Source organism: Bradyrhizobium sp. Ash2021 (assembly GCF_031202265.1).
Classification (GTDB): domain Bacteria; phylum Pseudomonadota; class Alphaproteobacteria; order Rhizobiales; family Xanthobacteraceae; genus Bradyrhizobium.
This window is the reverse complement of the sequence record NZ_CP100604.1, coordinates 4,979,510-5,002,154: the sequence shown is the minus strand read 5'-3', so window position 1 is coordinate 5,002,154 and position 22,645 is coordinate 4,979,510. Positions and strand designations below refer to the sequence as shown.

The window sequence follows — 22,645 nt, the reverse complement described above, 5'->3', positions numbered from 1 at the left end:
CAGCGTTCACCGGATGAATGAGCGCGCCGCCCTCATACGGTTGATCTAGCGGAGTCCACCGCCCATAAGTCGGTAGTCCCTCGGCAAAGGAGCGGGCCGCGACAGTTCCGCCAGTGCGACGGCGACGATCGAGGTGTTGTCATGCCTGCCCGGAGCCGCGCTAGGCGGCCAAAGGGCCTCCAATCTCGAAAACGCTTCGACATTTTTGCGCCCGTTTGATTTAGCTCAAACGTGATTGTTCGATCTGCATCATCAATGATCGTTGAAATCTGGTCACGGGAGGCTGCAATGTCACGCTACGTTGCTCGATTTATGAAGGATGTTCTTGGCGCGAATGGGCATGAAGCTGAAATTTGCCAACGTTCGCTTGAAATCGAAGCTGGAAATAAAACGCTCGCGGCGGACTTGGCAAAGCTAAGGTTTTGTGAAACCGAAAATGTGAAGGAGTGGTCCCTTCATGCGGATCGCGTTCACGTAACTGACGCCGAGTTTTCGTCGTAAGATCGCTGCCCGCGCTATTTGCGAAGCGATCCGATGTAAGCGGCAATATCGGCTGCCTCGCTCCGACTCAGCGGGCGGTTCGGCATGCTCGAAGATTGAAATTGCCGCGGCACCCCGTTCGGCCCGGGTTTGATCTAGCGCAAGAAGCTCAGTCTGTTTTCACGTTAATTTGGTTTCGTCAATGCTTCATTGGAGGCTGCGATGATCATTGAACGCTTATGTCAAGAGCATCGCAATATTGAGACGCTGCTCGCTGTCCTTGAGCGCGAACTGGAGATCTTCGATCGCGGGGACCGTCCCGACTATGACGTTATTCGCACGATCATTAACTATTTTGAAGTTTACCCGGACTTGTACCATCATCCTCTGGAAGACTTAGTCTTTGCCAAGTTCAAAATTCGTGATCCCGCTGCGGCTGCAAAGGTGGGTAACCTCACACTTGAGCACCAAAAAGGGGCCGAGCGTTTGCGCCGCGCCGCGCAAGCGGTTGATGGGGTTCTCGCGGGCCGTGAAATTCTTCGGCAAGATGTGGATACCATCGTTCGCGATTTCATAGAGCACGAGCGGTGCCACATCATGATGGAAGATCGTGATTTCTTTCCTGCCGCCCTCAAGGCTTTAGAGCCTCAAGATTGGACGGAGATCGCTTCGACCCTGATCATTCGGAAGGATCCGCTGTTTAGCGAGGTGGCCGAAAAGACGTTCTATGCGCCACGAGCGCATATCTTGCAGTCGGAACAAGAGGCTGAAGCAGGACGGCATTAGTCGAGCTTTGCATTGCGCTCGCGGTGGACGGCTCTTTCTTATTTTACTTGGCGATTTTGAGTTATTCGGATGATCGCTTCGTTCCCCACTCGATGGTTTGGAGTTGGGCGTCGAAAGGCAATCAGGGCTGTCGCGATCGCCATTGGCGTACAACAGCGGACACAGGCCGCGTTGATGACGTCGGCTTTGGGTCCAAAAGCAGAAGTGGCACTTTGGGGTCGTGATGTCCGCTTCGGCCTCAAGAGGAGACATTCATCGAGACGCCTGCATAGAATACCGAAAAGTAATAGAACACCCGCGCCGGTCAATGCTTTGGCCGCAGCGATGGACCCGCCTACCCGCCAAATGCTTATTGTTTCCCCGCCCATCAAACTCCTTCAACAGTTTGCCCATCCGCCGAACCGCTCGCGCCTGGTACGATCAGCGAGGACGCGCAGCGCGCCGGGCCAAGGGAAGCCCGCCCATGCGTTATTCTGAAATCCCCGACACCGCCGACGGCCAAGAGAGTTTGCACGCGCCAGCGGGCTCCGCAGCGGCTCCAGGTAAAAATTGGTGAAAAAATTCCGGAAAGGGATGGGACCCGTGGAAAACCGGGAGATGGGACCCGTTTGAGCCGAGGCCTGAATAGAAATGTCGCCGGCGGCCCGATGGAAGGTGCTGCCGGGCATAGTACAGGGTCCGTTACAGAATCCGAGACCGAGCCCGGCGGCGATCACCCCGGCCGGCGAGCAAGCACGCGCGATACCTGCGTCGGCGGCGATGGCTTGCAGTGACGTCTTGCTCTACTTGATTGCCCCAAACATTGGCCCAAGGCCCTTAATGTTGAGATAAACAGATAAGCAGTTCAACGTCTTACGTGCTTCACGGCACCGGTTTGCACATACGGCGGGCCAAGTTTTTGGGGCAACCCCATCAACTTTCGAGCGGCGCGAGACTATGTTGCCGCCTGCCCGCAATCTTCCTCAGTCGGTCGGAGACCTGGGCGTATCCGAGTGGCCTCAGAACGCGCTCGGCGCGTCGTACAGCATCCGGCGACAGATCGGCGGCCCGAACCAACAACTCGGCAATGTCCCCCTCGTCAGCGCCATCCGCGCGGCAGGACGTGACGACGTAGGCGATGATTTCCGGGATCGACGTGAGAGGCAGCAGGGCATCGGTATCAGGCACCGTGCCCTCCAGCGCTTTCAATCGCTCAAGGTCCGCAGCGTCAATCATGATTGATAACCCGAAGAGGACGACGCAGGCGCGGTGGCTCGGGGCTGTTGCCCAGCAACTCAGTCGCGGTCCGGAATCGACTGGCGAACTCGGACGCATCGACCGAAAAGCTCAAGTTGACGTCGCGAGGCATCAGCGATGCGATCACCTTGAGCAGCACTTCCGGCTGATCTCGTGCGACGCGATCCAGAGCGTCGCGCCCATGCAGCTCCCAGCAGTTTTTGAGATCGGCGACAAAACTTTCAGAGAGGGCATTGCGCGAACCAACCCTCCGGCCCGGCCCCGGTTTGCATCCGCTTAGAAATCGGCCTGACTTGCTGTCTCGATCTGAGGTGCTGGTCGCGGAGTCGCTCATCGCGCCAACCTAAGCCTGTTTCTTTCGAGCGCAAGATCACCGTGATGATTGATGAGGATCGATGGTTTTACCGGCCGGTCCAATCCTCCACTCCAGTCCGCCGTCCCTAAGGGGACTGGCGGAACTGGAGACTGGAGGAAAGTGTTGGACCTCAAGCTGTCTGGCCCTCCAGTTCTCTCCAGTTGTTCTCCAGTTACATTATTTCATCGTCTTCCATGCTCTCGATGGTTTCAGGCTTGCTGCCGCGCACGATGAACTCGCGGTCTCTGCTCTGGCTGTCCTTGCGCGTCTCGATGCGCAGAACCTTGTTCGTGATCCACGTTTTTATGATTGCGCTGAGACGCGCGACGTCTTTCGGGTCGTTGTCCGCGCCATAGGAGACGGTGATGTGCAGATGCTCGGCGATGGCATACCCGAACCACTTTGGTGAGCGGCTATCGGCGCGGTATTCTCCAGTTGCCGCCAGTTTTTCCGCCAGTTCCATGTCGCGTGTTGCGACGCCGTCGAAGGGGTTTGGCGGCGTCCATGAACTGGAGACGGCAACCTCGTCGCCATTGGGCAGTCGTTCGATGACCAGGCGCATCCATTTTGCCTTGCCGACCTGGCCCATGTTGGCCTTTCCGTTGGCGATCCTGATATAGGTCCGACGCTCATCACCGGGGATGCCGAGTTTCTTGGCTTCATCGGGCGACATGAAGTTCAGCACCCTGGCTGAACGGACGGCCCAAAGGATTGCCGAGGCACCGCGTCCGTCTTCGACGGCGGTATCGGCCTGGCCCTGCTTGGGCTTGCCGGGATGGTGGAAGACCTCGCAGGCGGTCCGTGTCCGCCGCGCAATGACGCCGAACCCTTGCTTGATGACAACATCCATCTGCTCATTGCTGTTCTCGGTTACGGCATGAAACGAGATCAGCGGGTCGACCATGAAGACGTCAATGTTGCGCGCCGTGATGAGGGTCTCGATCTTCTCCATGATCGCCGCATCGACCTCGGCCTGGGCTGAGCCCTTGGGAAGTTTCGCGATCCTCAGCGGGTTGTCGCGGACGCTCTGAACAAACAGTCGACCGGCCAAATCTGTTTCCTTTACGCCGTAGTGCTGGCAGGTGGCTGCGACGCGCCGGTCGAGTTCATCCTGGTCCTCCTCCCCGTTCAAGAGCAGGACCCGCAGCGGTCCCTCGGGAGTTTTCTCACCGGTGGCGAGGTCGCGGCCAAGACAGAAGGAGATGGCCTCATAATTGGAGCGCGTCGTCTTCGCGCGACCGCCTGCGGCAACGGTGGCTCCGACTGCGCCCCGACAATAATGCCGATCACGGTCGAGAAAGCGGCGCGACGGAATTGTCGCCGGATGCCAAGATCATTGCGGGCCGGTACTCAATCAATCCGCCGTCACCGAGCCAAGGGCATCGCGGGTGAAAACGGACCACCCTGACCTCGCCAGCAACGATGCACAGGACGGCGCGCTGCCCTTCCGTGTAGTGGTGACGCAGGTTGTCAGGGAGCGCGCTGGAACCGCCCAGCATCCGGCGACGGTCGCGTGACGCCTTGCGATCCGGAGACCGCTGGCGCTGCCGGGACGCGAACCGACCCATTATTCGGCCATTGAGCCGTCCAGGCTGGGTGGTGTGTCCAGGCGCAGTGCGGCGGCCCATGGGACGGCGGCGGTCAATACAGGACGAAAGGTAGGTCGCCTCTGCATCGCCGATTGCCCCCTCGCCATAACCCTTCCAGAGCAGCCGGGCGGCCTCGTCCAGATGATGAATGTCGGAACAGGTATTGATGGTGTCATAGATGGCGCGGCCGACCACACCGAGCTGTTGGCCTTCGATGACGTTTGCCAGCTCTGCGGAAATGCCTTTGGGTTCAATGGCAGCGCTTGTGCCGGTTTGCCAGTCTAACTTGTTGATTTCCGCCGCTGTGCTAGTTCTGCTGGGATCGCCACTTCATTTTCCTATCCTAACAATTTCAATGTCTTGCTCGTCATTTTGGCTCACCGGGTTGTCGGGTGAGCCAATTCCTGTTCCTGTAATGAGCCGGCCGGTGGCATGACATCAAAAGCGGCAAGGCCGAATACTATGTCGCGGAGGATTGGGTTTACACAGTCAATGGAAAGCCTGCGTTTTATTTCGGGTGACGTGCGCGCGAACAAGTTTTGCCAAGGAGGGATGACTATGAACGAGTTCAAAAAAGCAATTTCCGAAACCCAAGCGGAGAAGGACGCGAAAGAGAAGAATAAAGAACAGCACGCCACAGAGCGCCAAGAGCAACTGCAAAAGTGGACAGCGGACGTTCGAAGCTGGGAAAAACAGGTGTATTATCCTATACTAAAAGACACTGATGAAGCCTTAAAGGACATCGGGGGGCAAACCCAGAGCATGAATGCCCAACCCGGCGTCTATAACGTTACCGTACAGGCGCGGGGCAACGGGCAAACGATCATTTTTAAAATTGCTCTTGATGGAACGCTCGGTACCGTCACCCACGGCGGCTACGGCGGGAATGAGCTCGGCAAGATCTCTGATCCAGACACAACTGCGCGCTTCAAAGAGCTCTTGGTGGGGGCGGTAAAAAAAGCCGCAAGCTAAAAGCCTTACCTGCTCAAAATTCACGACAAGCTAACGCATTGACAAGACTAGCGCCGGGTAAAGCATCTGGCTGCCGGCGGGATCCCGCTCAAGTTTCCGCTCACGAAACGGACCTGCGACTCCCACCCCGAAGCTGTCATGCAATGGTGCAACCTGATCGCGAATCGCTGTAGAAGGGCAAGTAATGCGAAAATTCTTGGAAGGCTTGGACTTTGGCCGCGTTACAAACCAAGTCGCCTATGCGGAAGATCCAGCGAATTTGCCAGAACCAATGCCGGGTGCCCGTTGGCGTGAGGACGAGAAGTTCAATGAACGCTCCGCGCTCGATGACGATCCGGAGCTCGCGCGAGTTTTCGAACGTGCTCGAACGCGCGGATGCGCAATTGTAAAACGGCTGGTATGATCACATGAAATACGAAATCTTCGATACCTTCCTTCGCGTCGAAACCTGGCACACGTCGCATCCCCTCGATGACAAGCGGTTTTTCCGCTGTCTTCATGAGGTTGTTGAGAATCCGGCTTTTAGTGCCGAGGCAATGGGCGACTATATGCGAGACGTCAAAAGCGTGAACTCGCATGAACACCATTACGCCAGCCGAATTCGCGATCTCGTCAGCAAGGCATCGGCCGTCCGTGAATACCTGCAGGTGACGGAACGCGGACTCCCTTACGACGATCCGAACGTCCGGGTTTGAGCAGCTATTGATTATGCACCGCTGATGCCCGCATCAAACCGATCAATGGCGTCGAAAATTGCCAATTGAGAGAACCGGGGTGCCGCAATGAAAAGAGACATGGAGTTGATCCGTACCCTGTTGCTTCGCCTCGAGGCACTTGAAATTTGGCCTGGCCAGATCATGTTGATCGACGGGTCGACCGAGGGCGTTGGCATTCCCGGGCGGGACGTCAATCAGATCAACTATCATCTAGGCCTATTGCAGCAAAAAGGTATGTTTAATTCCCCGGGCAAAAACGGCATGGACAATCGACTTAGGTTTGCTGGCTTGACCTGGGAAGGTCATGATCTGCTCGACTCCATTAAGAATGATGAGGTGTGGCGATTGACGAAAGACACCGCGGACGGGATTGGAAGTTGGACCGTCGAAATAATCAAAGAACTTGCTAAGGGATTTATAAAAAAACAAATCGAAGAGCGAACTGGCCTCAAGATCTAGAGGGGCTCACTCGCCGCTCGTGCGCTCACGCCGCGCGCATTGTCAAAACTAGCGCCGAATAAAGCATCTGCCGACCCGGCCGCGATATCTCGCCTCAGCTTCGTGCAGGCGAAGAGTATTGAGCCGCTCCGTGAATAACCGGGATAAGCGAGTATTTTCTGCTGCACACGCGTCAGGCGTGTCATCCTCCAGCGAATCGCGAATCAGCGCGATCTGTGGGGAAGAAATGGCAGACGAGATTAAAGCGGGAGATGTGGTCCAGTTGAAGTCTGGCGGTCCGAAAATGTCGGTCCAAAAGATGGGCACCTACCCGGGGATCGGCCAGGGAGCGAACTGCGTTTGGTTCGATGGCTCCAAAGAGAGCATGAAGGTCTTCGCGATTGCCGTATTGAAGAAAGTCGAATAGTCGCGCGCTGCGCGATCCGCTGCCGTGTCTCAACCCAGAACCGGCGGCGGGTCGGACCAGTTTTCTGCCCCAACATCTGGTGCGATTGCTTAACGGCCGGCGCCGCGCTTTGATGCCGGCATGCCAGAACTCACCCGCCGCCGTTATGCGGAACGCTCCGACTGCTGGCACGTCTATTTCGGTGATGTGCACGCCGGCACGATCGCGCGGCGCAATGGATGCCCGGTCGAAACCGATCAGCGGGAATGGATGGCCGGCTTTTATCCCGGCTCGCAGCCCGGCGAAATCCGGAGCGGTACCGCGGAAACCTTCGACCTGGCTCGCTCCGAATTCGAAGCCGCTTGGAACGTGTTTCTATCGAACCGAACCGAGCCCGATTTCAAGGCGTACCGCGATCAGCGCGACTGGACGACGCGAAAATACGCCATGTGGGAACGCGGCGAGCGCTTTTCATCGCAGCGGCCCAACAGCATGATGCGCTGCCCCTGCGGCGAGACGTTCGACAGCCACCGGCTCGAGCACACGCTCGTGCATGTTCCGCACATAACGACCGCGCATCAGGTCGACGGCATCCGGCGCTGATGGCCAAAGCGGGATGGCAGCGCGAGTTCTTCGATCCGATCCCGCTACCGAACGGCCGCCAGCTCGTCACACTGATGGACGCGGGCGAATATTTCCAATCGCTGCCGAAGGCGAAGCAGAACGCCACACCTTGGCGAAACGCGACCGAGGCCCTGCTGCAGGTCGTCGATTACGTTGAACCGTGGTTATACCGAGCGTGCATCCGAGCAGGCGGACGCCTCGCCGATTGTTCGGACGATGCGAACGCCCATCCTTAGGACCACAGCATGTGCAATCTCTATTCGATCACCACGAACCAGGAGGCCATCCGCGCCCTCTTCCGCGTGATCAATCGTTACGTCGGCAACCTGCCCCCGATGCCCGGCGTTTTTCCGGACTATCCCGCGCCCGTAATCCGCAATGCAGGCGATGAGCGCGAGATGATCTTGATGCGTTGGGGAATGCCGCCGCCTCCGAGGACCGGCGGACCGCCTGTCACCAACATCCGCAACACCTCCTCGCCGCATTGGCGGGGCTGGCTGAAGCCGGGGAACCGCTGCCTGGTGCCCTTCAACAGCTTCGCCGAATATGCACCGGAGCCGAACCCGGAGACGAAAAAGAAAGACGTGGTCTGGTTCGCGCTGAACGACGATCGGCCGCTCTGCGCCTTCGCCGGCATTTGGACCGAGTTCAAGGGCGACCGTGGCACGAAATCCAAGCCGATCCCCGGCCCTCACCTCGTTTATGGTTTCCTCACGACCTCACCGAACGCGGTCGTCGAACCGATCCACCCCAAGGCCATGCCGGTGATCTTGACGACCGATGAGGACCGCGACGGGTGGCTACGCGCGCCGTGGGATGAAGCGAAAGCGTTGCAGCGACCGCTACGGGATGATGCTTTGAAGATCGTTGCGCGTGGTGCGGACAAGGAAGATCGGGCGGCGGCATGAAATTTATCGGCGACAGACCATTCAGTGATCCCGACGCCGCAGCGCGCAAGCTGCTCGACATCGTTCGCGGATCGATTAATGAGAGCGGCCTGCCCCATGCCTACACCGGCGCAACGAACACTGAATTCACGCAAGCCGGTGGCAGTGTCGAGGAATATTCAATCGGGATGAAACACGCCGCCGCGCAAAAATGGTTTGAGATCGATCCATCTGGAACGCGGATTGTTTTGCTGGCCGATGGTGCGGAGTAGCGATAAACTTCGCCACGATGTTCGATTTGAGCAAACGAGGCTATCTCATTCTGATTGCCGGACTGGTTCTCAGCGCGGCCTTTATTGTGATCATGATGTTTTCGGTGGCGACGCTAATCACTTCCTGCAATCAGGCAGACCCCCTTTGCAGGCAAGGCGGGCTAAAGCCCGAACAGGAAATTCACCGCAAGTAGCATTTATAAAATGGGTTCGCGTCGGCTGCGCAGTTCAATATTGCTCACCGTCAGAAATAAAATTGGGGGTTTTAATTGTGCGTCAGTCTGGTTGGTCCCGTCGCTTTGAAGACCCGATTTTGATCCCCGATGGCCGCAAGCTGACCACGCTAAAGCAGGCCGCCGAATACATCATCGCTCTGCCAAAAGCCGAACACGATGAACCGAAATGGCAGGCCGCGATGGAAGCGCTGATATTAGTTGCGGAGAATGGCGGACCGTCAATGTTCACACGCATTGGCGTCATGCGTGGATTTGAACCGCCACGTCGAGGGGGTCTTTAATTCGTCGCCGAAGGATACACATTGGGCAAAACGGAAATTAAAGCGGGAGCGATGACCCAACCGCAGTCGCCGATCCGAAGGGAGGTTCTGATGCGCAATCTGGCTTTGACGGTTTTGGTGATCGGGGGCGCCTCTGTGGCGGGGGCGCGGGCTCAAACCTACGATCCGGCCTACCCGGTTTGCCTACACGTTTATACCCTGGGGGCCAACTATTACGAGTGTCGGTACACATCACTGCCTCAGTGCGCCATGTCGGCGTCGGGCCGCGCGGCGCAATGCGTAGTCAATCCATATTTCGCAAACACGCGCGAAGGGCCGCTGAGGCCACGCCACCGCCGATACCGCGTCTACTAGTGCCAGAATTTTGTTCCGAGTAAGAGGGGCATCCGGGAGACCTCCGATGAAAATCGCTCACAAATTTGAAGAGATGACAGCCGACAAACGCCCACTGGCCCCGCATTTGGATGGCACTGGGCTTCGTTTCGAAACCATGGATCACGGCGAGGAATATCCTGACACGATGCTGCTAGCGATCAAGCTGACCGATGCCGAAGGTCGTTTTGCATTTACGTTCCGATCACAGTGAATGGCAAGGGTGGTCGACAGCCAGGGGTACGTGCTAGAACGGGGACGATATCCGATGATTGATCAGGAACGCATCGCAGCGCACAAGCATTGTTTGTTCCTTCGCTGAAACGTGATATCGTCCCCTCTATTGCGTGCATACGACCTCCGGTGGGAGGGTTAGCATGGCAATCCACATCCGACGGCGAGAATTCATATTCACACTGGGCGGCGCGGCGATTGCGTGGCCGCTCGCGGCGCGCGCGCAGCAGCCGGAGGTGCCGACCATCGGCGCGCTGGTTATCGGCAATATAAGCCCGGAAGAATTCTGGCGGGAGTTTCGGCAGGGACTACGCGATCTGGGGTATATCGAGGGGCAGAACATTCGATTTGAGTTTCGGTCGGCGGAAGGACAGATCGACCGGCTTCCCGAACTTGCAGCTGAGCTAGTTCGTCTCAAGGTCGATGTCATCGTCACTTGGTTTACGCCCACCGCTGTGGCTGCAAAGCAAGCGACGCGGGAAATCCCGATCGTGATGGCCGAGACCGGAGATCCGATCGGCACGGGCCTTGTCATGAGCCTTGCCCGACCGGGTGGAAATGTCACCGGCATCGCGAGCGTAACCGCCGAACTGGCCGGCAAAAGCGTCCAATTGATCCGCGACATGCTGCCGTCGGCGCGCCGGGTCACCGCTCTGGTCAACGCGACCGATCCCTTCTCCAAACCTTTCCTCGAACAGATCCAGCTTGGCGGCGAAGCCACCGGAACCGCAATCAAGCCTATCAGGATTAGCAACAATGAGGAATTCGAGAGCGCTTTCGCCGCGATGGAGAGAGACCGGCCCCCCGCCATCATCGTTCAGCCCAGCCTGCCGAGCAAGCGCGCCGCCGAGCTGGCGCTGCAACACCGCGTGCCGGCGGTTTCCGTGCCGCGCTGGTTCGCCGACCAAGGCGGGCTGATGGCGTACTCCGCGATATATGCGGACCTTTTTCACAAGGCTGCCGTGTACGTCGACAAAATCCTCAAAGGCGCCCAGCCCGCCGATTTGCCGGTCGAGCAGCCAACTCGTTTCCAACTGGTCATCAACCTCAAGACCGCGAAAGCGCTCGGCCTCGAAGTGCCGCCCGCGCTTCTCGCCCGCGCCGACGAGCTGATCGAATAGCCGGGGCTTGTCGCCTATTGTGCAGGTTTTCGGATGCCGGCTGTCCGAGGCTGGGCAGGATCTCGGCATCCCGGCATCCGAAAACCTGCACAACAGCGGTCATTCCGCGACCGCGTAGATGAGTGCTGCCCTCCCCGGGAAGCGAGGCGGCGCATCGGGTGGAGCGGGTACAAACGCCGCAAGCCATTTGAAGCGCCTCGCCTTTACGTTTTCGGTACACAGGCTTGACCTTGACGCCCGCGCGTCGCAGGTTTCGGGGCGCCGCGCGCGGCTCGCGCGCCCAACAGGCAGGATCGATCTTTCATGGCATTCGTGCAGTTCACGCAACCGGACGATCAGCCCATCGTCATCAACACGGATAGGATCGTGACCGCCACACCACTGCCCGACGGACAAGGCACGCGCATCACCTTCAACAACGGTGGCCATCAGGACGTGAAGCAACTCATCGCTGACGTGCTGCGGCAGTTGAACATTAGCGCGTAGGCTCAGGACATCGCCGCCTGGGCGAACCATTCCGCCGATCAAGTGAGATCGTGCACTTTCTTGAGTGCTGCCCAATGTCGCAGATGGGTCATTGAACAAGCAAAACGGCCTCAGTGTGCGCACATCTGAGGCCGTTTGAGACCTCCCGCCGGGCATTGGGTAAAATGTCGACCGGTCGGTGGCTTGGCTTTCGGAGATAGGATCGCCGATTGCTGAGGACCAAGACCAGCCCAGGTGAATCGTTCCGTCCCAATCCGAAATATTTAGCGTCCTGATCGCACCGCGGATGGCGCGCTGGCCCTGTTTTGACCCTTGAATCGCTCTGTAACCACTAATCGGCAACCGAACACGAATTAACTGGCTATTTGGTTCGATCGGGATCCATAAAGCTCCATCACCGCTGCATCACGGGCATCCACCGGTGACAGAGAGTGTTGCGCTCCCGCCTATTCTAGGGAGGCATCATATGCCCCAATCTCAACGCATGTCGTCCGCCATTCCGCCGGTTGCATTTGGGCGCCCCGCCTGTCCGAAGTGCAAGGCCGAGATGATGCTTACCTGCATCGAGCCAGCACGCCCAGGCGTCGACTTGCATACGTTTGAGTGCGCTATCTGCAATCGCGTAGTTACAGCCCTGGCCGCGTATGAAGATCCTATGAAGTCCAAGGCTCTTGGACGCTGGCTTCAAGGCGATTTGCACTCGCCGACGTAGTTAAGTGTAAACACAAAAGGGCAAATTAGGCCTTGAGCTCCCGGGAAACTCCGATGCGACTTTCGACCCATCGACAAAACATTGCGTAGTAATCAAACGCAAAAGGAGGAGGAAATGAGGGATTACACATACGAACGGAAGGTGCCCACCGCGGCCGAGCGTGAGGCACGAAAAGCCTTCAAGGAGGCGGACGTCAAGGTAGCGATGGCCGAGTATGAACGCACTCAAAAGGCGTTCCATGCAAACCACGAGCGGTTAAAGGCGGAGCGATTGGCTCGCGACGCCGAAGCAGCGCGGACGCTCAAAACCTAATCGGAGGCTTTCGGTAAAATCTGAGTAGCTCCTCGAACCTGTTAGAGTCTGTCCGGAAAGATCATGTTGGATTGCATAGCTTTCTCAGCATGAGCCTGATCGACGCGAGACGTAGGAATGCGAGGCCTCGGCGGTTGAGATTTTCCCAATCCTTGGCCAGGCGCCTGCATCGTCCAAGCCACGCGAACGTGCGCTCGACGACCCATCGCTTGGGCAAGACGATGAAGCCCTTCGCGTGATCGGATCGCTTGACGATTTCGACATTTACTTGCGCCATTATTTTTGCCATAGCGCGGCGAAACAAGGGGCCTTGATAGCCACCATCGGCGTAGAGCCTCAGCAGGAATGGATAAAGACCGAATAGCGTCGCCATGACGAGTTCGCCGCCATCGCGATCCTGAATGTCGGCGGCGTGCACGATGGCGTGGATCAGCAGGCCTTGCGTATCGACGAGAATGTGGCGCTTCTTGCCCTTGATCTTTTTTCCCGCATCGTAACCCGGCGGATCGATCGAAGACCCCCTTTTTCAGCGCTTTTGACGCTCTGGCTGTCGATGACGGCGGCGGTGGGACTGGCTTCCCGGCCAAGCGCTTCGCGACATTTCACATAGAGCATGTGATGGATGCGATCGAGCGTGCCATCCCAGCTCCACAGATCGAAATATCCATGGATGGTCGAACGCGGCGGCAGGTCTTTCGGAATGGCCCGCCACTGGCAACCTGTCGACAGAATATACATGAGGCCGTTCACCACCTCGCGCATGATCACCGTGCGCTTGTCGCCGCCGCGCTTGGCGGGCGGGATCAGCGGCTCAACAAGCGCCCATTCGTCATCAGTCAGATCGCTGGGATAGCGCAAGAAGCTACGATCATAACGAGCGCGGTTGTTCGTCGTCCACATGGGCGGCTCCTACGAATCAGGCCACCACCCTTGAATCACAAATGATTCATCCGATTCAAGAACTTCCAGGACAGACACTTAGGCCGAAATATCTTGCCGTACTCGTCGGTGATCTGCACCTGCCATCCGGCCGTAACTAGGGTGCGAGCTTTCGCAACCGCCAGCATTGGACTGACGTGGCTCGCAACGACGGTTTCCCGTCCTCCTTCCTCGCATGAATGCTGAACGTCATCGCATCCTCAAAAGAGAAAGGCCGGCGGGCGTTCGCCGCTCTGCAGGACTATTAGCTGCAACCACTGATGGCCCGGCACCGCCTGGTCATACGTTGGTCGGTATCTGTCCCTCAGCGAAAGCCAGCATAGATGCGTGCGCTCGACACCTCGTCCCTCTCACCACTGGGTGTGACAGTCACACTGTCCTTTACGACAGCTAGGTCACTGCAAGCGTCGATTCGGTGTCACGACTGAAATGACCAATGTCTCAATTGGGTCATTCTCGACTGATCCAGTCGGCCCTGCCTGCCATCTAATGTCCGCTCCGGTCCGAAAGCGACCGAAGCGCTGCATCGCCGCGAAATGACGCGATGGGCCAAAAGCGGCATTTGGCTAACTAACCGTAGTCCGTCAGTTGTTCGATCCCGGCGCAATCGAGCAGCGGACAACGCTTCAAGGTGATGCCGGGTATCGCAACGGTTTTGAGATTGACGATCACCTCAGCGTTCGTAGCTTGCTGCTGCTTAATGACAGGACATCTGAGGCTTGCTGTTCTTTCGCTTCGTAGTATTCTGCTGAGAACTTGATTGACCATCGCAAGAAGAACGATTGCAATTTCTGGGTGGGCTTTTCGACGCCGAAATGTTCGGCAACGTGCGCCTTGCGCAACCACCTCACCGCCGACTCGATGCCGATGGCGCGTTCGAGCCTCTCAACCGCTGCGATCCCGACGATCTCTGCCTGCCGATAGCGAAAACCGACCTTTTTGATCACATACATGCGCTTGAAGGTTTCATAGCCCTTGAATGCGAGCTGAACGATCGGATGTTTTTTGGCCTGTGGCCAGGCGGCGGGGTACACCGGCAGCACCAAGAGCTTGCTCTTCGCGATGACCGTTGCCACCGGATGCAAGAGTTGCATCCACGCCGGCCAGAATGTGACCTTCGCCAACAATATCGCGTGCATCGCCGTTGCGGCTCCGAGAGAGATCGGGAGCCAAAATATCGCGCCCAGAATCACGAGCAGTGCGGTGTTCGGCGTGAGATGCCGGCATTTCCGGAACACCCATGCCATGCCGCTCTCAAAGGCGGTATGCACGGCTCGTTCGAACGCCCGATAGCTAATCTTCCGCCGAAGCCGCGACCAGTTCCGGCGTATCGATATGCTCCAGCGTCGACGATTCGTCTCGGAAAGCGGAACAAGACGCAACGCGCCGCTTATGGCAGTAACGATGACATTGCCAAGAACCCTGGCCGCGAAGAGCGGAAGCCAGACGATCTGCATTGCCAAAGGGAAGGCGTAGTCGAGCAGCCGCATCAGAATCGAAAGGATGAAACGCAGGATTTTGTTGGCGGCGAGCGCTATAAGAACGAGTGGGATGATGATCACATCGTCGAAGGCACCGCGGAAGCGGCTTTCCTTGGTCCACGCCGGATTATGATAATCGGTCATGGTGCAACGGTTCCGGGCTGAATGCAGTGGATCGTGCCGGCTCAAATTAGCACACAGTAAGGGCTAGGTGGCCTCACTTACCGGTCATTTAGCGACAACCCGACGTCCGTTCAGGCTCAAAATGAGAAGAACTCAGTGCGAGCATATGTTTTCCGCTTTGCCCTCGAACGCGGACATTACTCAATGCAGTCAGTAGTTCGCATTTGTGCCATGAGCGGCATTACTGAAAAGGAGCAGAGCAGAGAGCGATGACTGTCGAAATACATCGCTTGCGCTAATAGAAGTTTGAGCATTGAATTCCGCGATGATGCGCCGCCACCGCAAGTCGTTTTTCGAGCGGGCCTGGAGCTATCGCCAATTTTTGGTGACGGCCTGATCAGTCAGGCGGCGGCGGTTGCGGGCTGAGGGGCGGCCAGCTTGGCGGTGACCTCGATCCCGTCGGTGAATTTCACACCGAGAATGATCTTTGGCAAGTGTGCATGTCCGTCGAGCCGTCGCCAGGATCGTTGCGCCCCTTCGACCAGCTTGAATACCATGGCGAGAGCGGTCTTGTTTGAGAGGCAGCCTTTCGATCGGATCGTGCGGTGGCGGACGGTCGCGAAAGTGCTTTCAATCGGGTTGGTGGTGCGCAGGTGCTTCCAATGCTCGGCCGGGAAGTCGTAGAAGGCGAGCAGCAGGTCGCGATCCTTCGTCAGACAATCGACGGCCTTCTGGTATTTCGGCGTGTAGCTTTCGATGAAGGCGTCGAAGGCGACTTCGGCATTGGCCTTGGTCTCGGCCATCCAGATTTCCTGCAGCGCCCGCTTGGCCTTTGGTTGCACACTCTTGGGTAATTTGCCCAGCACGTTCGCCGTCTTGTGCACCCAACAGCGCTGCTCGCGTGCTTTCGGCCAGACCTCGCCGGCCGCTTTCCAGAAGCCGAGCGCGCCGTCGGCGATCATCAGCTCGGGCCGGGCATCGAGCCCGCATCGCTTCAGATCCAGCAGCAGATCGCGCCAATCCTGCGCACTTTCCCGAGCGCCATCGGTGAACCCGACGAGCTCTTTCTTGCCCTCGGGCGTCGCGCCGATCAGCACCAGGATGCACTGCTTTTCATCTTCCAGCCGCGCCTCGAGGTGGATGCCGTCCGCCCAGACGTACACGTAGCGCTTGCCCGACAAATCACGCTTGCGCCACTGGGCATGATCATCCTGCCAGCCGTCCTTCAGGCGGCCGATGGCGCTGGCCGAGAGGCCGGGCGCATCCTTGCCGAGCAAGGCCGCCAGAGCGTCCGAGAAATCGCCGGTCGAGATGCCCTTCAGGTAGAGGATCGGTAGCAGCGTCTCGATCGACTTCGAGCGGCGCATATAGGGCGGCAAGATCGATGGCGAGAAGCGGATGCGGCGGGGATCGCCGGCTGCGGCCTCGCGATCGCGCACGCGGGGCTGGCGCACCGGGACCGCGCCGATGCCCGTCATCACCTCGCGCTCGGGCAGATGACCGTGGCGCACCACGCGTTGGTGGCCATCCTCGGTCTTCAAATCGGCATGCTTGGAAAGAAACCCGGCGACCTCGGCCTCCACCGCCTGGGCGAGAAGGGCACGCGCCCCATCGCGCAAAATGTCGGTGAGTTGGTCGCTGAAAGTTCCTGGCTGAATCAGTTTTACGACGGTATCCTTAGACACGGCATATCGCTCCTTTGGTGGAGAAGTGGAGGCGTTGAACACCCCCACGATATGCCGCCTTCCCGATTCACGCCGTCACCAACTTTGGGCCATAGCTCGGCAGGCCTGCGCTCTCGCATGGTGAAGCGATAGAGAAGACGCTCGCGCCTGGAAGTAAGGCGAGTGTGAAGGGCTTCATGGGGAGCTGAAGACGGGAGGGTATGCCGAGTCGGTCCACCTAACTGATGAGGGGTGGGCCAAACGCGCGCAGCCTGATGCGCGCAACGACCAGCACCGGTCGAACACGAACAAGGGAGGAGAACGATGAGCACCTGGCTTAGTGAACGAGAACAGCGCCTCGTCGCTGGCGCCGAGACGGCATCGGCGGCAACGCCGATTCCGACCCAGATCGTGTCCAACGGCGAGTATCTCCCGCTTCCCCAGAGCGCCACCCAGAAGAAGGTCGAGGTGCGGATCAACGAGCTCGCCGACTTGAACGGCAAGCACCTCGGCCTGAGCCGCCGGCAGTTCCTGCACACGAGCTGCGGCATGGCGGCGGCATTCCTTGCCATGAACGACATCTACGGCAACGTTTTCCAGGTTGCACCTGCCGAGGCCCGCGAACCCGAACTGATGCGGGCCCGGGCGCAGAGCCTCGCCGACCAGTTCATCTTCGACGTGCAGACCCATTTCGTGCGCGACGACTTCGACCACAAGGAGCTCCTCGGGCTGGCGGACTTTGCGAGCCAGCACTGGAACCCGAAGATGAAGGAGGAAGGTGTCTCCTCGCTTGCCCGCTACAAGTTCCAGAACTATGTGAAAGAGGTCTACTACGACAGCGACACCAACATGGCGCTCTTGAGCGGCGCGCCGTTCGACGACCCGAGTTGGTGGCTCCTGTCCAACGAGCAGATCGTCAAGGCGCGCGAGCTGATCAACGACTTCGCCGGCTCGCGCCGCCTGCTGGCGCACAGCGTGCTCACCCCCAAGCAGCCCGGCTGGATGGAGGAGGTCGACAAGGCGATCGAGGTGTACAAGCCGGACTCCTGGAAGTCCTACACGATCGGCGACCCGCTGGCGCCCTCGAAGTTCCCGTGGCGGCTCGATGACGATCAGGTAATGTATCCGTTCTACGAGAAGGCGGTGAAGGCCGGCATCAACACGCTGTGCATTCACAAGGGGCTGCTGCCGCCTGACTACGAGAAGTCGTTCGCCGGGGTGTGGGAATACGCAACCGCGTGGGACATCGGAAAGGCCGCGAAGGATTGGCCGCAGATGAACTTCGTGATCTATCACTCTGCGCTGCGACCGTTCCTCGAGCTGCCGGACAAGGCGTGGGCAGACTTCGAGGAGACCGGCCGCATCCAGTGGGCCACGGATCTCGCGGAAATCCCGCAGAAGTTCGGCGTCACCAATGTCTATGCCGAGCTAGGCACGTCCTTTGCCAACTCGGCGGTGGCGCATCCAAAATTCTGCGCCGCGCTGGTCGGCACTCTGATCAAGGGCATGGGGGTCGACCACGTCATGTGGGGCACGGACTCGGTCTGGTACGGCTCACCGCAGTGGCAGATCGAGGCGCTGCGCCGGCTCGAAATCCCAGAGGAGATGCAGAAGAAGTACGCATTTGCGCCGCTCGGCGATGCCAACAGCGCCACCAAGCAGCTGATCTTCGCCGGCAACGCAATCAGGTTCTACAAGATCAAGGTGAAGGCGGCTGACAACACCAAGATGCCGGTCTTTTCCGAGGACCGCCTCGCGGCGCTCAAGAACGAGTATGCGTTGGCGGCCAAGGAACCATCGAACCTGCGCTACGGCTACGTTCGCGCTGCCTAGTGTCCAACGGCTGCGCCGGCGGAACGGGCAGGGCTTTGCGGGCGCAGCTGAGGTGCTGCTGACGGACAAGGATATCGATTGACAAATCTGACTTCCGCTTCGGGGTCATCTTCGGAAGTCCCCGGTGGCCCAAAGCATGTCCCTTCTACCCCAGCAAAGCGAACATCCGTCGTGAATGTGGCGTTGGTGTTTGATCATCAAAATTGTCCGCATTTGGTGGGGGCCTTTTAGTTCTCCCCCAACTCGAATTCTGGCCCCTCACCCACCCCCCGCTGGGGGGCCTCGTGATCGCGCCGGCCGGCGCGTCGAGCGCGAGAGCGTCAGCCCTCCGATCGCGTGATGATGTTCGTCGCGTTCGACGGCGTCCAAGATCCGCCGCGCCCCGTCGCGGCGCCTCGATCATTAATCGCATCGGCGCTGACCTGCAGCGTCTTGGCGCGCGCTGTGGATTGATGGATGATCGGCAGAACATTACTACCGATCGCACCGTGTTCCATCAGACGATCCTTCCCGAGGGCGGTCGTGCAAGAGTCCTTGGTCGCTCCCTTTGATTTGCATATACCGGAGCGGATAGGCGATGATCTTCCTCGCGCACGAAATCCATGCTGACGACTTCTTCCGCCTCGCCTCAAAAAACAAGTTCTTTGAAAAGAGCACCCGCCGACTTGGGCGGGCGAAGTCTAGGGAGGAAACCGCTCCAAAACCGGAGCGCAACGACAATCTGCACGATTCGGATGTTATCGCCAAGGTTGATGAAGTCCGTAAGACTACGAGGGCTCACCCCCGAGCGCGGAGCCCTGATTACAGATCTGACTGACCTTCTCAGCGCGAGCGGCGGTCCGGTACACGCGATCACCGTCGAAAATGGCGTCGATGTCGCGACCAATCTCGGAACTAAATCTCAGTAACCGGGATGTCGGCCAATCCCACAGGAGCAGACATCGCCTGACGCATTTGGCAGGTCCGTTTCGTGCCGATAGTGTTGCAAAACTCCTAAAATGCCGGGCGGATAATTTCCCGCCAAAAGACGAAACAAGAGCCAATCGCAGGCCAAAGTGACCTCAGATTCGTTACAGACCTCGCCCATGAGTTCGTCGCTCGATCATGTGGTCCCTCACATAATTGTCTGATCGCCGCACCAGCGGCCCGGAAAATTTGTGCTCGTTGCTGCAAGAAGAGTTTTGCAACACTATCTGCCAACAGCGGACATCGGGGGTAACCTTCGAGATTAGGCGCCAAGGCTCAAGAGGTTCAGGGCCGACACGAGAGTAAGCCAGAGAGCGGGCAAATTGCCGAAAGCACCATGAGGAAATTTGACGATTGCCCCATCAATCTTACCAAATACTGGTTTTTCCTCGATTAGTATCCGACGAATACCAACGGCTTTGCGCGGGGAGTATGTGATGAACTCGATCAGCAGCGCAGATTTTTCGACCATACTAAACCGCATTCTTGATACGGCTGCGGACAATCTCAGGATCGCAAAGATTCTGATTCAGATGGGTCTCGATCCTAACAACATCACCTACGACGCACTATTCAACCGGTTGCTAGAGATTGTGCTGGCCAACATCACGCTTGCCAACATGTTCGCTCTGATTGGCGCCATCTTTCTTGTAGCAACCTTGCTGATGCATACAATGGTGCCACTGCGCGTCGCGAACATGGCCGGCTGTACATTCTTCGTCGTCTTTGGCGCGCTCTCCGGAAACGTCGGGACTTTTATCCTGTACCTGTTGTTCCTGCCGATCAATGCAATTCGCCTCCGCCAAATGCTCAATCTGATCAAGAGGGCACGCATCGCGACAGAGGGCGATACCTCATTGGAATGGCTAAAACCGTTCATGATCGAGCGCAAATATCGCCGGGGCGATAAATTGTTCAAGAAGGATGATGCGGCCACCGAGATGTTCTTGACGGTCACAGGAAAGTTTTTGGTCAGGGAAATCGACGTCGAACTTCCGCCGGGACGTCTGATGGGCGAACTTGGTTTCCTTACTCCCAATAAACGGCGAACCGCGACCGTCGAATGCATCGAAGACGGACAAGTGATGACTATAACCTATGAGAGGCTGCTCGAAATCTACTTTCAAAATCCGCAATTCGGTTATTACTTTCTCGTGCTGACCAGCCAACGCTTGCTGGAGAACATCTCGCGGCTGGAAGGAACTATCGCACAAGAAAAAGCCTCGCGGCAACCTCTAGCCACGGATGAGATAGCTTAACCTTTGGCTGTCGATGTCCGCATTTTTAGTAACCCAGATACAGCGCGGGTCTCGCGAGGCATCGACGTCCGGTTTGGGGTCAAAAACGGAAGTCGCCATTGCCTCGTGCCACTTCCGCTTTGCCTCCGAGAACGGACCTTAGCCCGCGTGCTCGGCATTGGCTCGCCTATTCGATCACCTCGTCGGCGCTCGCGAGCAAGGTCGGGGGCACCTCGATCTTTTGCGCCTTCGCTGTTCTCAAATTGATCGAAAGCTCGAACTTTGAAGCCTGGTAGAACGGTATTTCAGCGGGGTTGCCGCCGCGAAGGATTGCCGCGATGTTGTCGGCCGCGCGTTTGTTGAGTTCGACCAAGTCGAAGGAATAGGCCATTAAGCCGCCGGCGGCCACGAATTCAGGCAAGGCATAGATTGCCGGCACGTTGGCGTCCCGGACCAGGTTCACGATCAATGCGCGGTTCGTCATGGTGTCCGGATTATCGGCAACCATGATCGCATTGGCACGTTCGCTCGCAACCTGCGCGATGGCCTCACGGTAGATGACCTCGTTGCCGGGCGCCTGAGCCACCAAAGGGATCAGCGAGATGCCTTCGCTCTCGCAGAACGTCCGGGTCGCGGCTCCCTGTTGACCTTCCCATTGTGGTTTCGAGATGAGCCAGGCCAACCGGGAAAGGCGGGGAAGCACTTCGCGCAATAGCCCGATCCGCTTGCCATGAATAGTTGGCCCGGTGTCGACGCTGACGCCGGTGATATTCCCGCCGGGCCGGCCGAGGCTCTGGGCCAGACCTTGCGCAACCGGATCGCCGGTGAGGGCCACAATCGGCAGCGTCGTTGTGATCTGCTTGAATAACAGCGCGCCGGGTCCGATAATATAAACGGCGTCTGGCGCGCTGCGGACCACTTCCATTGCAAGCGTGGCGGGGCCTGCACCGCTCTTCTCCCGGCCCCACCGATCAACGTTGAGGTTTTCGCGTTCGGCATAACCGAGCTGCTTCAGTTCGGCGAACAGCGCGCGATAGTAGCGGTTCTCGCTGTTCTCGTTCATTAGCGCTTCAGGCTCGGACGGGCTGAAGATCGCCAGCCGCCTGCCTTTACCAGTTTGCGCGCCCGCACGCTTGCTTGCGGCGACCGCCAACACGCCCGCGATGAAGTTACGCCGCCTCATCGATTTCATCCTCCGCAGGGACCGCACCCTAACATATAGTTGGGGGAAAAGCGTTATGTGGCATGGCAAAATGCGGTCACTCGACTTCCGGTTAGGGTCAAAGAACGCAACCGCTCGCGCGGTAGGGCACTGCGGCGTGGGGCGCGGGGGTGCCAACAACGGATGGAGCGATAAAGCGTCTTATGTTACTTGGAGGCGACGGACCAAGGAGCATCCGCGAGCCTGACGAACGTTGAGCAAGTCTATCGTGGGATCTACCATCAAAGACATAGCGCACGCCGAAGGCGTTGCGAGCCGACATTTGCATCATGAACGATCGGTTTTAAAGAAGCGAACCGGTGCGATCGGAGATGCAGCAATGACCGCCGGTGATGTATAAACACGAAAGCGAAAACGATTTTCGCCGGATGGCGTCAATAACTTGGAAATGTCGGTTCGCCCTATGCGGTACAGAGCTTGCAATCAGGCACATAACGCAGAAGTTGAAATATGGGCTATTTTTGCCACACGTAACCCTTTGAAATTACACATAATGCAAAAGCTGTTTTCCACCATTAGCAACCTTCATGCCATAACGCAAAAGTTGTGCTCGCAGATGACGGCAGCAGCAAGCGTCAAGCTCCGATAGGTCAAAGCCCGCGGCACCGCCACACGTTCCCCCAGCGCGGTTTCCTTCATTGGAGGCTTTCGGACGACGGCCCCG

The 22,645-nt window shown here is 58.1% G+C and carries 28 protein-coding genes; 19 read left to right on the top strand and 9 right to left on the bottom strand.

The window, feature by feature from the left end:
• Positions 1-288 precede the first annotated feature (288 nt).
• Complete coding sequence (locus NL528_RS23935; protein WP_309176913.1) at positions 289-501, top strand: hypothetical protein; 213 nt, start codon at positions 289-291, stop codon at positions 499-501.
• A gap of 201 nt (positions 502-702) precedes the next feature.
• Positions 703-1,266, top strand: a complete 564-nt coding sequence (locus NL528_RS23930; protein ID WP_309176912.1) for a hemerythrin domain-containing protein — start codon at positions 703-705, stop codon at positions 1,264-1,266.
• Between the two features lie 912 nt (positions 1,267-2,178).
• Here the strand turns inward: NL528_RS23930 and NL528_RS23925 are convergent.
• The 4 genes from NL528_RS23925 to NL528_RS23910 all read right to left on the bottom strand — a co-directional run bounded on the left by NL528_RS23925 (position 2,179) and on the right by NL528_RS23910 (position 4,641).
• Positions 2,179-2,481, bottom strand: coding sequence for a hypothetical protein (locus NL528_RS23925; protein WP_309176911.1), 303 nt, complete (start codon positions 2,479-2,481; stop codon positions 2,179-2,181).
• On the bottom strand, positions 2,474-2,836 hold the full coding sequence (locus NL528_RS23920; RefSeq protein WP_309176910.1) for a hypothetical protein: 363 nt from the start codon (positions 2,834-2,836) through the stop codon (positions 2,474-2,476). The genes NL528_RS23925 and NL528_RS23920 overlap by 8 nt, the downstream gene beginning before the upstream one ends.
• A 193-nt stretch (positions 2,837-3,029) precedes the next feature.
• Positions 3,030-4,172, bottom strand: a complete 1,143-nt coding sequence (locus NL528_RS23915; RefSeq protein WP_309185020.1) for an AAA family ATPase — start codon at positions 4,170-4,172, stop codon at positions 3,030-3,032.
• On the bottom strand, positions 4,144-4,641 hold the full coding sequence (locus NL528_RS23910; RefSeq protein ID WP_309176909.1) for a hypothetical protein: 498 nt from the start codon (positions 4,639-4,641) through the stop codon (positions 4,144-4,146). Before NL528_RS23910 ends, NL528_RS23915 begins: the two co-directional genes overlap by 29 nt.
• 363 nt (positions 4,642-5,004) lie before the next feature.
• Between NL528_RS23910 and NL528_RS23905 the strand changes: the two genes are divergently transcribed.
• From NL528_RS23905 to NL528_RS23840, 14 genes are all read left to right on the top strand, one after another.
• A complete protein-coding gene (locus NL528_RS23905) occupies positions 5,005-5,418 on the top strand; it encodes a hypothetical protein (RefSeq protein WP_309176908.1) in 414 nt (137 codons plus the stop codon).
• Positions 5,419-5,825: 407 nt separating this feature from the next.
• Positions 5,826-6,113 carry a hypothetical protein gene (locus NL528_RS23900; protein ID WP_309176907.1) on the top strand — a complete coding sequence of 96 codons (288 nt, stop codon included), beginning with the start codon at positions 5,826-5,828 and terminating at the stop codon, positions 6,111-6,113.
• Positions 6,114-6,212: 99 nt separating this feature from the next.
• The gene (locus NL528_RS23895) at positions 6,213-6,593 is read left to right on the top strand and encodes a DUF2513 domain-containing protein (protein ID WP_309176906.1); all 381 of its coding nucleotides are present in this window, start codon (positions 6,213-6,215) and stop codon (positions 6,591-6,593) included.
• A 226-nt stretch (positions 6,594-6,819) separates the two neighbouring features.
• A complete protein-coding gene (locus tag NL528_RS23890) occupies positions 6,820-6,999 on the top strand; it encodes a DUF2158 domain-containing protein (RefSeq protein ID WP_309176905.1) in 180 nt (59 codons plus the stop codon).
• Between the two features lie 120 nt (positions 7,000-7,119).
• Positions 7,120-7,581, top strand: coding sequence for a hypothetical protein (locus NL528_RS23885; RefSeq protein ID WP_309176904.1), 462 nt, complete (start codon positions 7,120-7,122; stop codon positions 7,579-7,581).
• Positions 7,581-7,838 carry a hypothetical protein gene (locus NL528_RS23880; RefSeq protein WP_309176903.1) on the top strand — a complete coding sequence of 86 codons (258 nt, stop codon included), beginning with the start codon at positions 7,581-7,583 and terminating at the stop codon, positions 7,836-7,838. The genes NL528_RS23885 and NL528_RS23880 overlap by 1 nt, the downstream gene beginning before the upstream one ends.
• Before the next feature lie 9 nt (positions 7,839-7,847).
• Positions 7,848-8,510: an SOS response-associated peptidase family protein gene (locus NL528_RS23875; RefSeq protein WP_309176902.1), complete on the top strand. Its 663-nt coding sequence runs from the start codon at positions 7,848-7,850 to the stop codon at positions 8,508-8,510.
• A complete protein-coding gene (locus NL528_RS23870; RefSeq protein ID WP_309176901.1) occupies positions 8,507-8,761 on the top strand; it encodes a hypothetical protein in 255 nt (84 codons plus the stop codon). Before NL528_RS23875 ends, NL528_RS23870 begins: the two co-directional genes overlap by 4 nt.
• 256 nt (positions 8,762-9,017) lie before the next feature.
• Positions 9,018-9,278, top strand: coding sequence for a hypothetical protein (locus tag NL528_RS23865; protein WP_309176900.1), 261 nt, complete (start codon positions 9,018-9,020; stop codon positions 9,276-9,278).
• Between the two features lie 51 nt (positions 9,279-9,329).
• Positions 9,330-9,632 carry a DUF3551 domain-containing protein gene (locus tag NL528_RS23860; RefSeq protein WP_309185019.1) on the top strand — a complete coding sequence of 101 codons (303 nt, stop codon included), beginning with the start codon at positions 9,330-9,332 and terminating at the stop codon, positions 9,630-9,632.
• 46 nt (positions 9,633-9,678) lie between these two features.
• Positions 9,679-9,864, top strand: coding sequence for a hypothetical protein (locus NL528_RS23855; RefSeq protein WP_309176899.1), 186 nt, complete (start codon positions 9,679-9,681; stop codon positions 9,862-9,864).
• A gap of 163 nt (positions 9,865-10,027) precedes the next feature.
• On the top strand, positions 10,028-11,005 hold the full coding sequence (locus NL528_RS23850) for an ABC transporter substrate-binding protein (protein ID WP_309176898.1): 978 nt from the start codon (positions 10,028-10,030) through the stop codon (positions 11,003-11,005).
• Between the two features lie 303 nt (positions 11,006-11,308).
• A complete protein-coding gene (locus NL528_RS23845; protein WP_057855957.1) occupies positions 11,309-11,491 on the top strand; it encodes a hypothetical protein in 183 nt (60 codons plus the stop codon).
• 826 nt (positions 11,492-12,317) lie between these two features.
• Complete coding sequence (locus NL528_RS23840) at positions 12,318-12,515, top strand: hypothetical protein (protein WP_309176896.1); 198 nt, start codon at positions 12,318-12,320, stop codon at positions 12,513-12,515.
• 61 nt (positions 12,516-12,576) lie between these two features.
• Here the strand turns inward: NL528_RS23840 and NL528_RS23835 are convergent.
• From NL528_RS23835 to NL528_RS23825, 3 genes are all read right to left on the bottom strand, one after another.
• Positions 12,577-13,415 (bottom strand): IS5 family transposase gene (locus tag NL528_RS23835; RefSeq protein WP_309176895.1). Its coding sequence is split into 2 segments (ribosomal slippage): positions 12,577-13,031 and positions 13,031-13,415, totalling 840 coding nucleotides; the frame shifts between segments, so codons are not numbered across the junction.
• Positions 13,416-14,122: 707 nt separating this feature from the next.
• Complete coding sequence (locus tag NL528_RS23830; protein WP_309176894.1) at positions 14,123-15,079, bottom strand: hypothetical protein; 957 nt, start codon at positions 15,077-15,079, stop codon at positions 14,123-14,125.
• A gap of 380 nt (positions 15,080-15,459) precedes the next feature.
• Positions 15,460-16,743 (bottom strand): IS256 family transposase, encoded by a 1,284-nt coding sequence (locus NL528_RS23825; RefSeq protein WP_309176722.1) that lies wholly within the window; start codon positions 16,741-16,743, stop codon positions 15,460-15,462.
• A 303-nt stretch (positions 16,744-17,046) separates the two neighbouring features.
• Between NL528_RS23825 and NL528_RS23820 the strand changes: the two genes are divergently transcribed.
• Positions 17,047-18,555 carry an amidohydrolase family protein gene (locus NL528_RS23820; protein WP_309176893.1) on the top strand — a complete coding sequence of 503 codons (1,509 nt, stop codon included), beginning with the start codon at positions 17,047-17,049 and terminating at the stop codon, positions 18,553-18,555.
• Between the two features lie 320 nt (positions 18,556-18,875).
• Here NL528_RS23820 and NL528_RS23815 read toward each other — a convergent pair whose 3' ends face one another.
• The gene (locus NL528_RS23815) at positions 18,876-19,052 is read right to left on the bottom strand and encodes a hypothetical protein (protein WP_309176892.1); all 177 of its coding nucleotides are present in this window, start codon (positions 19,050-19,052) and stop codon (positions 18,876-18,878) included.
• 80 nt (positions 19,053-19,132) lie between these two features.
• On the opposite strand from NL528_RS23815, the gene NL528_RS23810 reads away from it, so the two are divergent.
• Positions 19,133-19,372, top strand: a complete 240-nt coding sequence (locus tag NL528_RS23810; protein WP_309176891.1) for a hypothetical protein — start codon at positions 19,133-19,135, stop codon at positions 19,370-19,372.
• A 586-nt stretch (positions 19,373-19,958) separates the two neighbouring features.
• Positions 19,959-20,780 carry a cyclic nucleotide-binding domain-containing protein gene (locus tag NL528_RS23805; protein WP_309176890.1) on the top strand — a complete coding sequence of 274 codons (822 nt, stop codon included), beginning with the start codon at positions 19,959-19,961 and terminating at the stop codon, positions 20,778-20,780.
• Positions 20,781-20,946: 166 nt separating this feature from the next.
• Here NL528_RS23805 and NL528_RS23800 read toward each other — a convergent pair whose 3' ends face one another.
• Positions 20,947-22,101 carry an ABC transporter substrate-binding protein gene (locus tag NL528_RS23800; protein WP_309176889.1) on the bottom strand — a complete coding sequence of 385 codons (1,155 nt, stop codon included), beginning with the start codon at positions 22,099-22,101 and terminating at the stop codon, positions 20,947-20,949.
• Between the last annotated feature and the right edge of the window lie 544 nt (positions 22,102-22,645).

Bases quoted from the DNA above. Each gene is read 5' to 3' on its own strand.
- NL528_RS23935 (WP_309176913.1), top strand. From the start codon at position 289: ATGTCACGCTACGTTGCTCGATTTATGAAGGATGTTCTTGGCGCGAAT.
- NL528_RS23930 (WP_309176912.1), top strand. From the start codon at position 703: ATGATCATTGAACGCTTATGTCAAGAGCATCGCAATATTGAGACGCTG.
- NL528_RS23925 (WP_309176911.1), bottom strand. From the start codon at position 2,481: ATGATTGACGCTGCGGACCTTGAGCGATTGAAAGCGCTGGAGGGCACG.
- NL528_RS23920 (WP_309176910.1), bottom strand. From the start codon at position 2,836: ATGAGCGACTCCGCGACCAGCACCTCAGATCGAGACAGCAAGTCAGGC.
- NL528_RS23905 (WP_309176908.1), top strand. From the start codon at position 5,005: ATGAACGAGTTCAAAAAAGCAATTTCCGAAACCCAAGCGGAGAAGGAC.
- NL528_RS23900 (WP_309176907.1), top strand. From the start codon at position 5,826: ATGAAATACGAAATCTTCGATACCTTCCTTCGCGTCGAAACCTGGCAC.
- NL528_RS23895 (WP_309176906.1), top strand. From the start codon at position 6,213: ATGGAGTTGATCCGTACCCTGTTGCTTCGCCTCGAGGCACTTGAAATT.
- NL528_RS23890 (WP_309176905.1), top strand. From the start codon at position 6,820: ATGGCAGACGAGATTAAAGCGGGAGATGTGGTCCAGTTGAAGTCTGGC.
- NL528_RS23885 (WP_309176904.1), top strand. From the start codon at position 7,120: ATGCCAGAACTCACCCGCCGCCGTTATGCGGAACGCTCCGACTGCTGG.
- NL528_RS23880 (WP_309176903.1), top strand. From the start codon at position 7,581: ATGGCCAAAGCGGGATGGCAGCGCGAGTTCTTCGATCCGATCCCGCTA.
- NL528_RS23875 (WP_309176902.1), top strand. From the start codon at position 7,848: ATGTGCAATCTCTATTCGATCACCACGAACCAGGAGGCCATCCGCGCC.
- NL528_RS23870 (WP_309176901.1), top strand. From the start codon at position 8,507: ATGAAATTTATCGGCGACAGACCATTCAGTGATCCCGACGCCGCAGCG.
- NL528_RS23860 (WP_309185019.1), top strand. From the start codon at position 9,330: ATGACCCAACCGCAGTCGCCGATCCGAAGGGAGGTTCTGATGCGCAAT.
- NL528_RS23855 (WP_309176899.1), top strand. From the start codon at position 9,679: ATGAAAATCGCTCACAAATTTGAAGAGATGACAGCCGACAAACGCCCA.
- NL528_RS23850 (WP_309176898.1), top strand. From the start codon at position 10,028: ATGGCAATCCACATCCGACGGCGAGAATTCATATTCACACTGGGCGGC.
- NL528_RS23845 (WP_057855957.1), top strand. From the start codon at position 11,309: ATGGCATTCGTGCAGTTCACGCAACCGGACGATCAGCCCATCGTCATC.
- NL528_RS23840 (WP_309176896.1), top strand. From the start codon at position 12,318: ATGAGGGATTACACATACGAACGGAAGGTGCCCACCGCGGCCGAGCGT.
- NL528_RS23830 (WP_309176894.1), bottom strand. From the start codon at position 15,079: ATGACCGATTATCATAATCCGGCGTGGACCAAGGAAAGCCGCTTCCGC.
- NL528_RS23820 (WP_309176893.1), top strand. From the start codon at position 17,047: ATGAGCACCTGGCTTAGTGAACGAGAACAGCGCCTCGTCGCTGGCGCC.
- NL528_RS23815 (WP_309176892.1), bottom strand. From the start codon at position 19,052: ATGGAACACGGTGCGATCGGTAGTAATGTTCTGCCGATCATCCATCAA.
- NL528_RS23810 (WP_309176891.1), top strand. From the start codon at position 19,133: ATGATCTTCCTCGCGCACGAAATCCATGCTGACGACTTCTTCCGCCTC.
- NL528_RS23805 (WP_309176890.1), top strand. From the start codon at position 19,959: ATGAACTCGATCAGCAGCGCAGATTTTTCGACCATACTAAACCGCATT.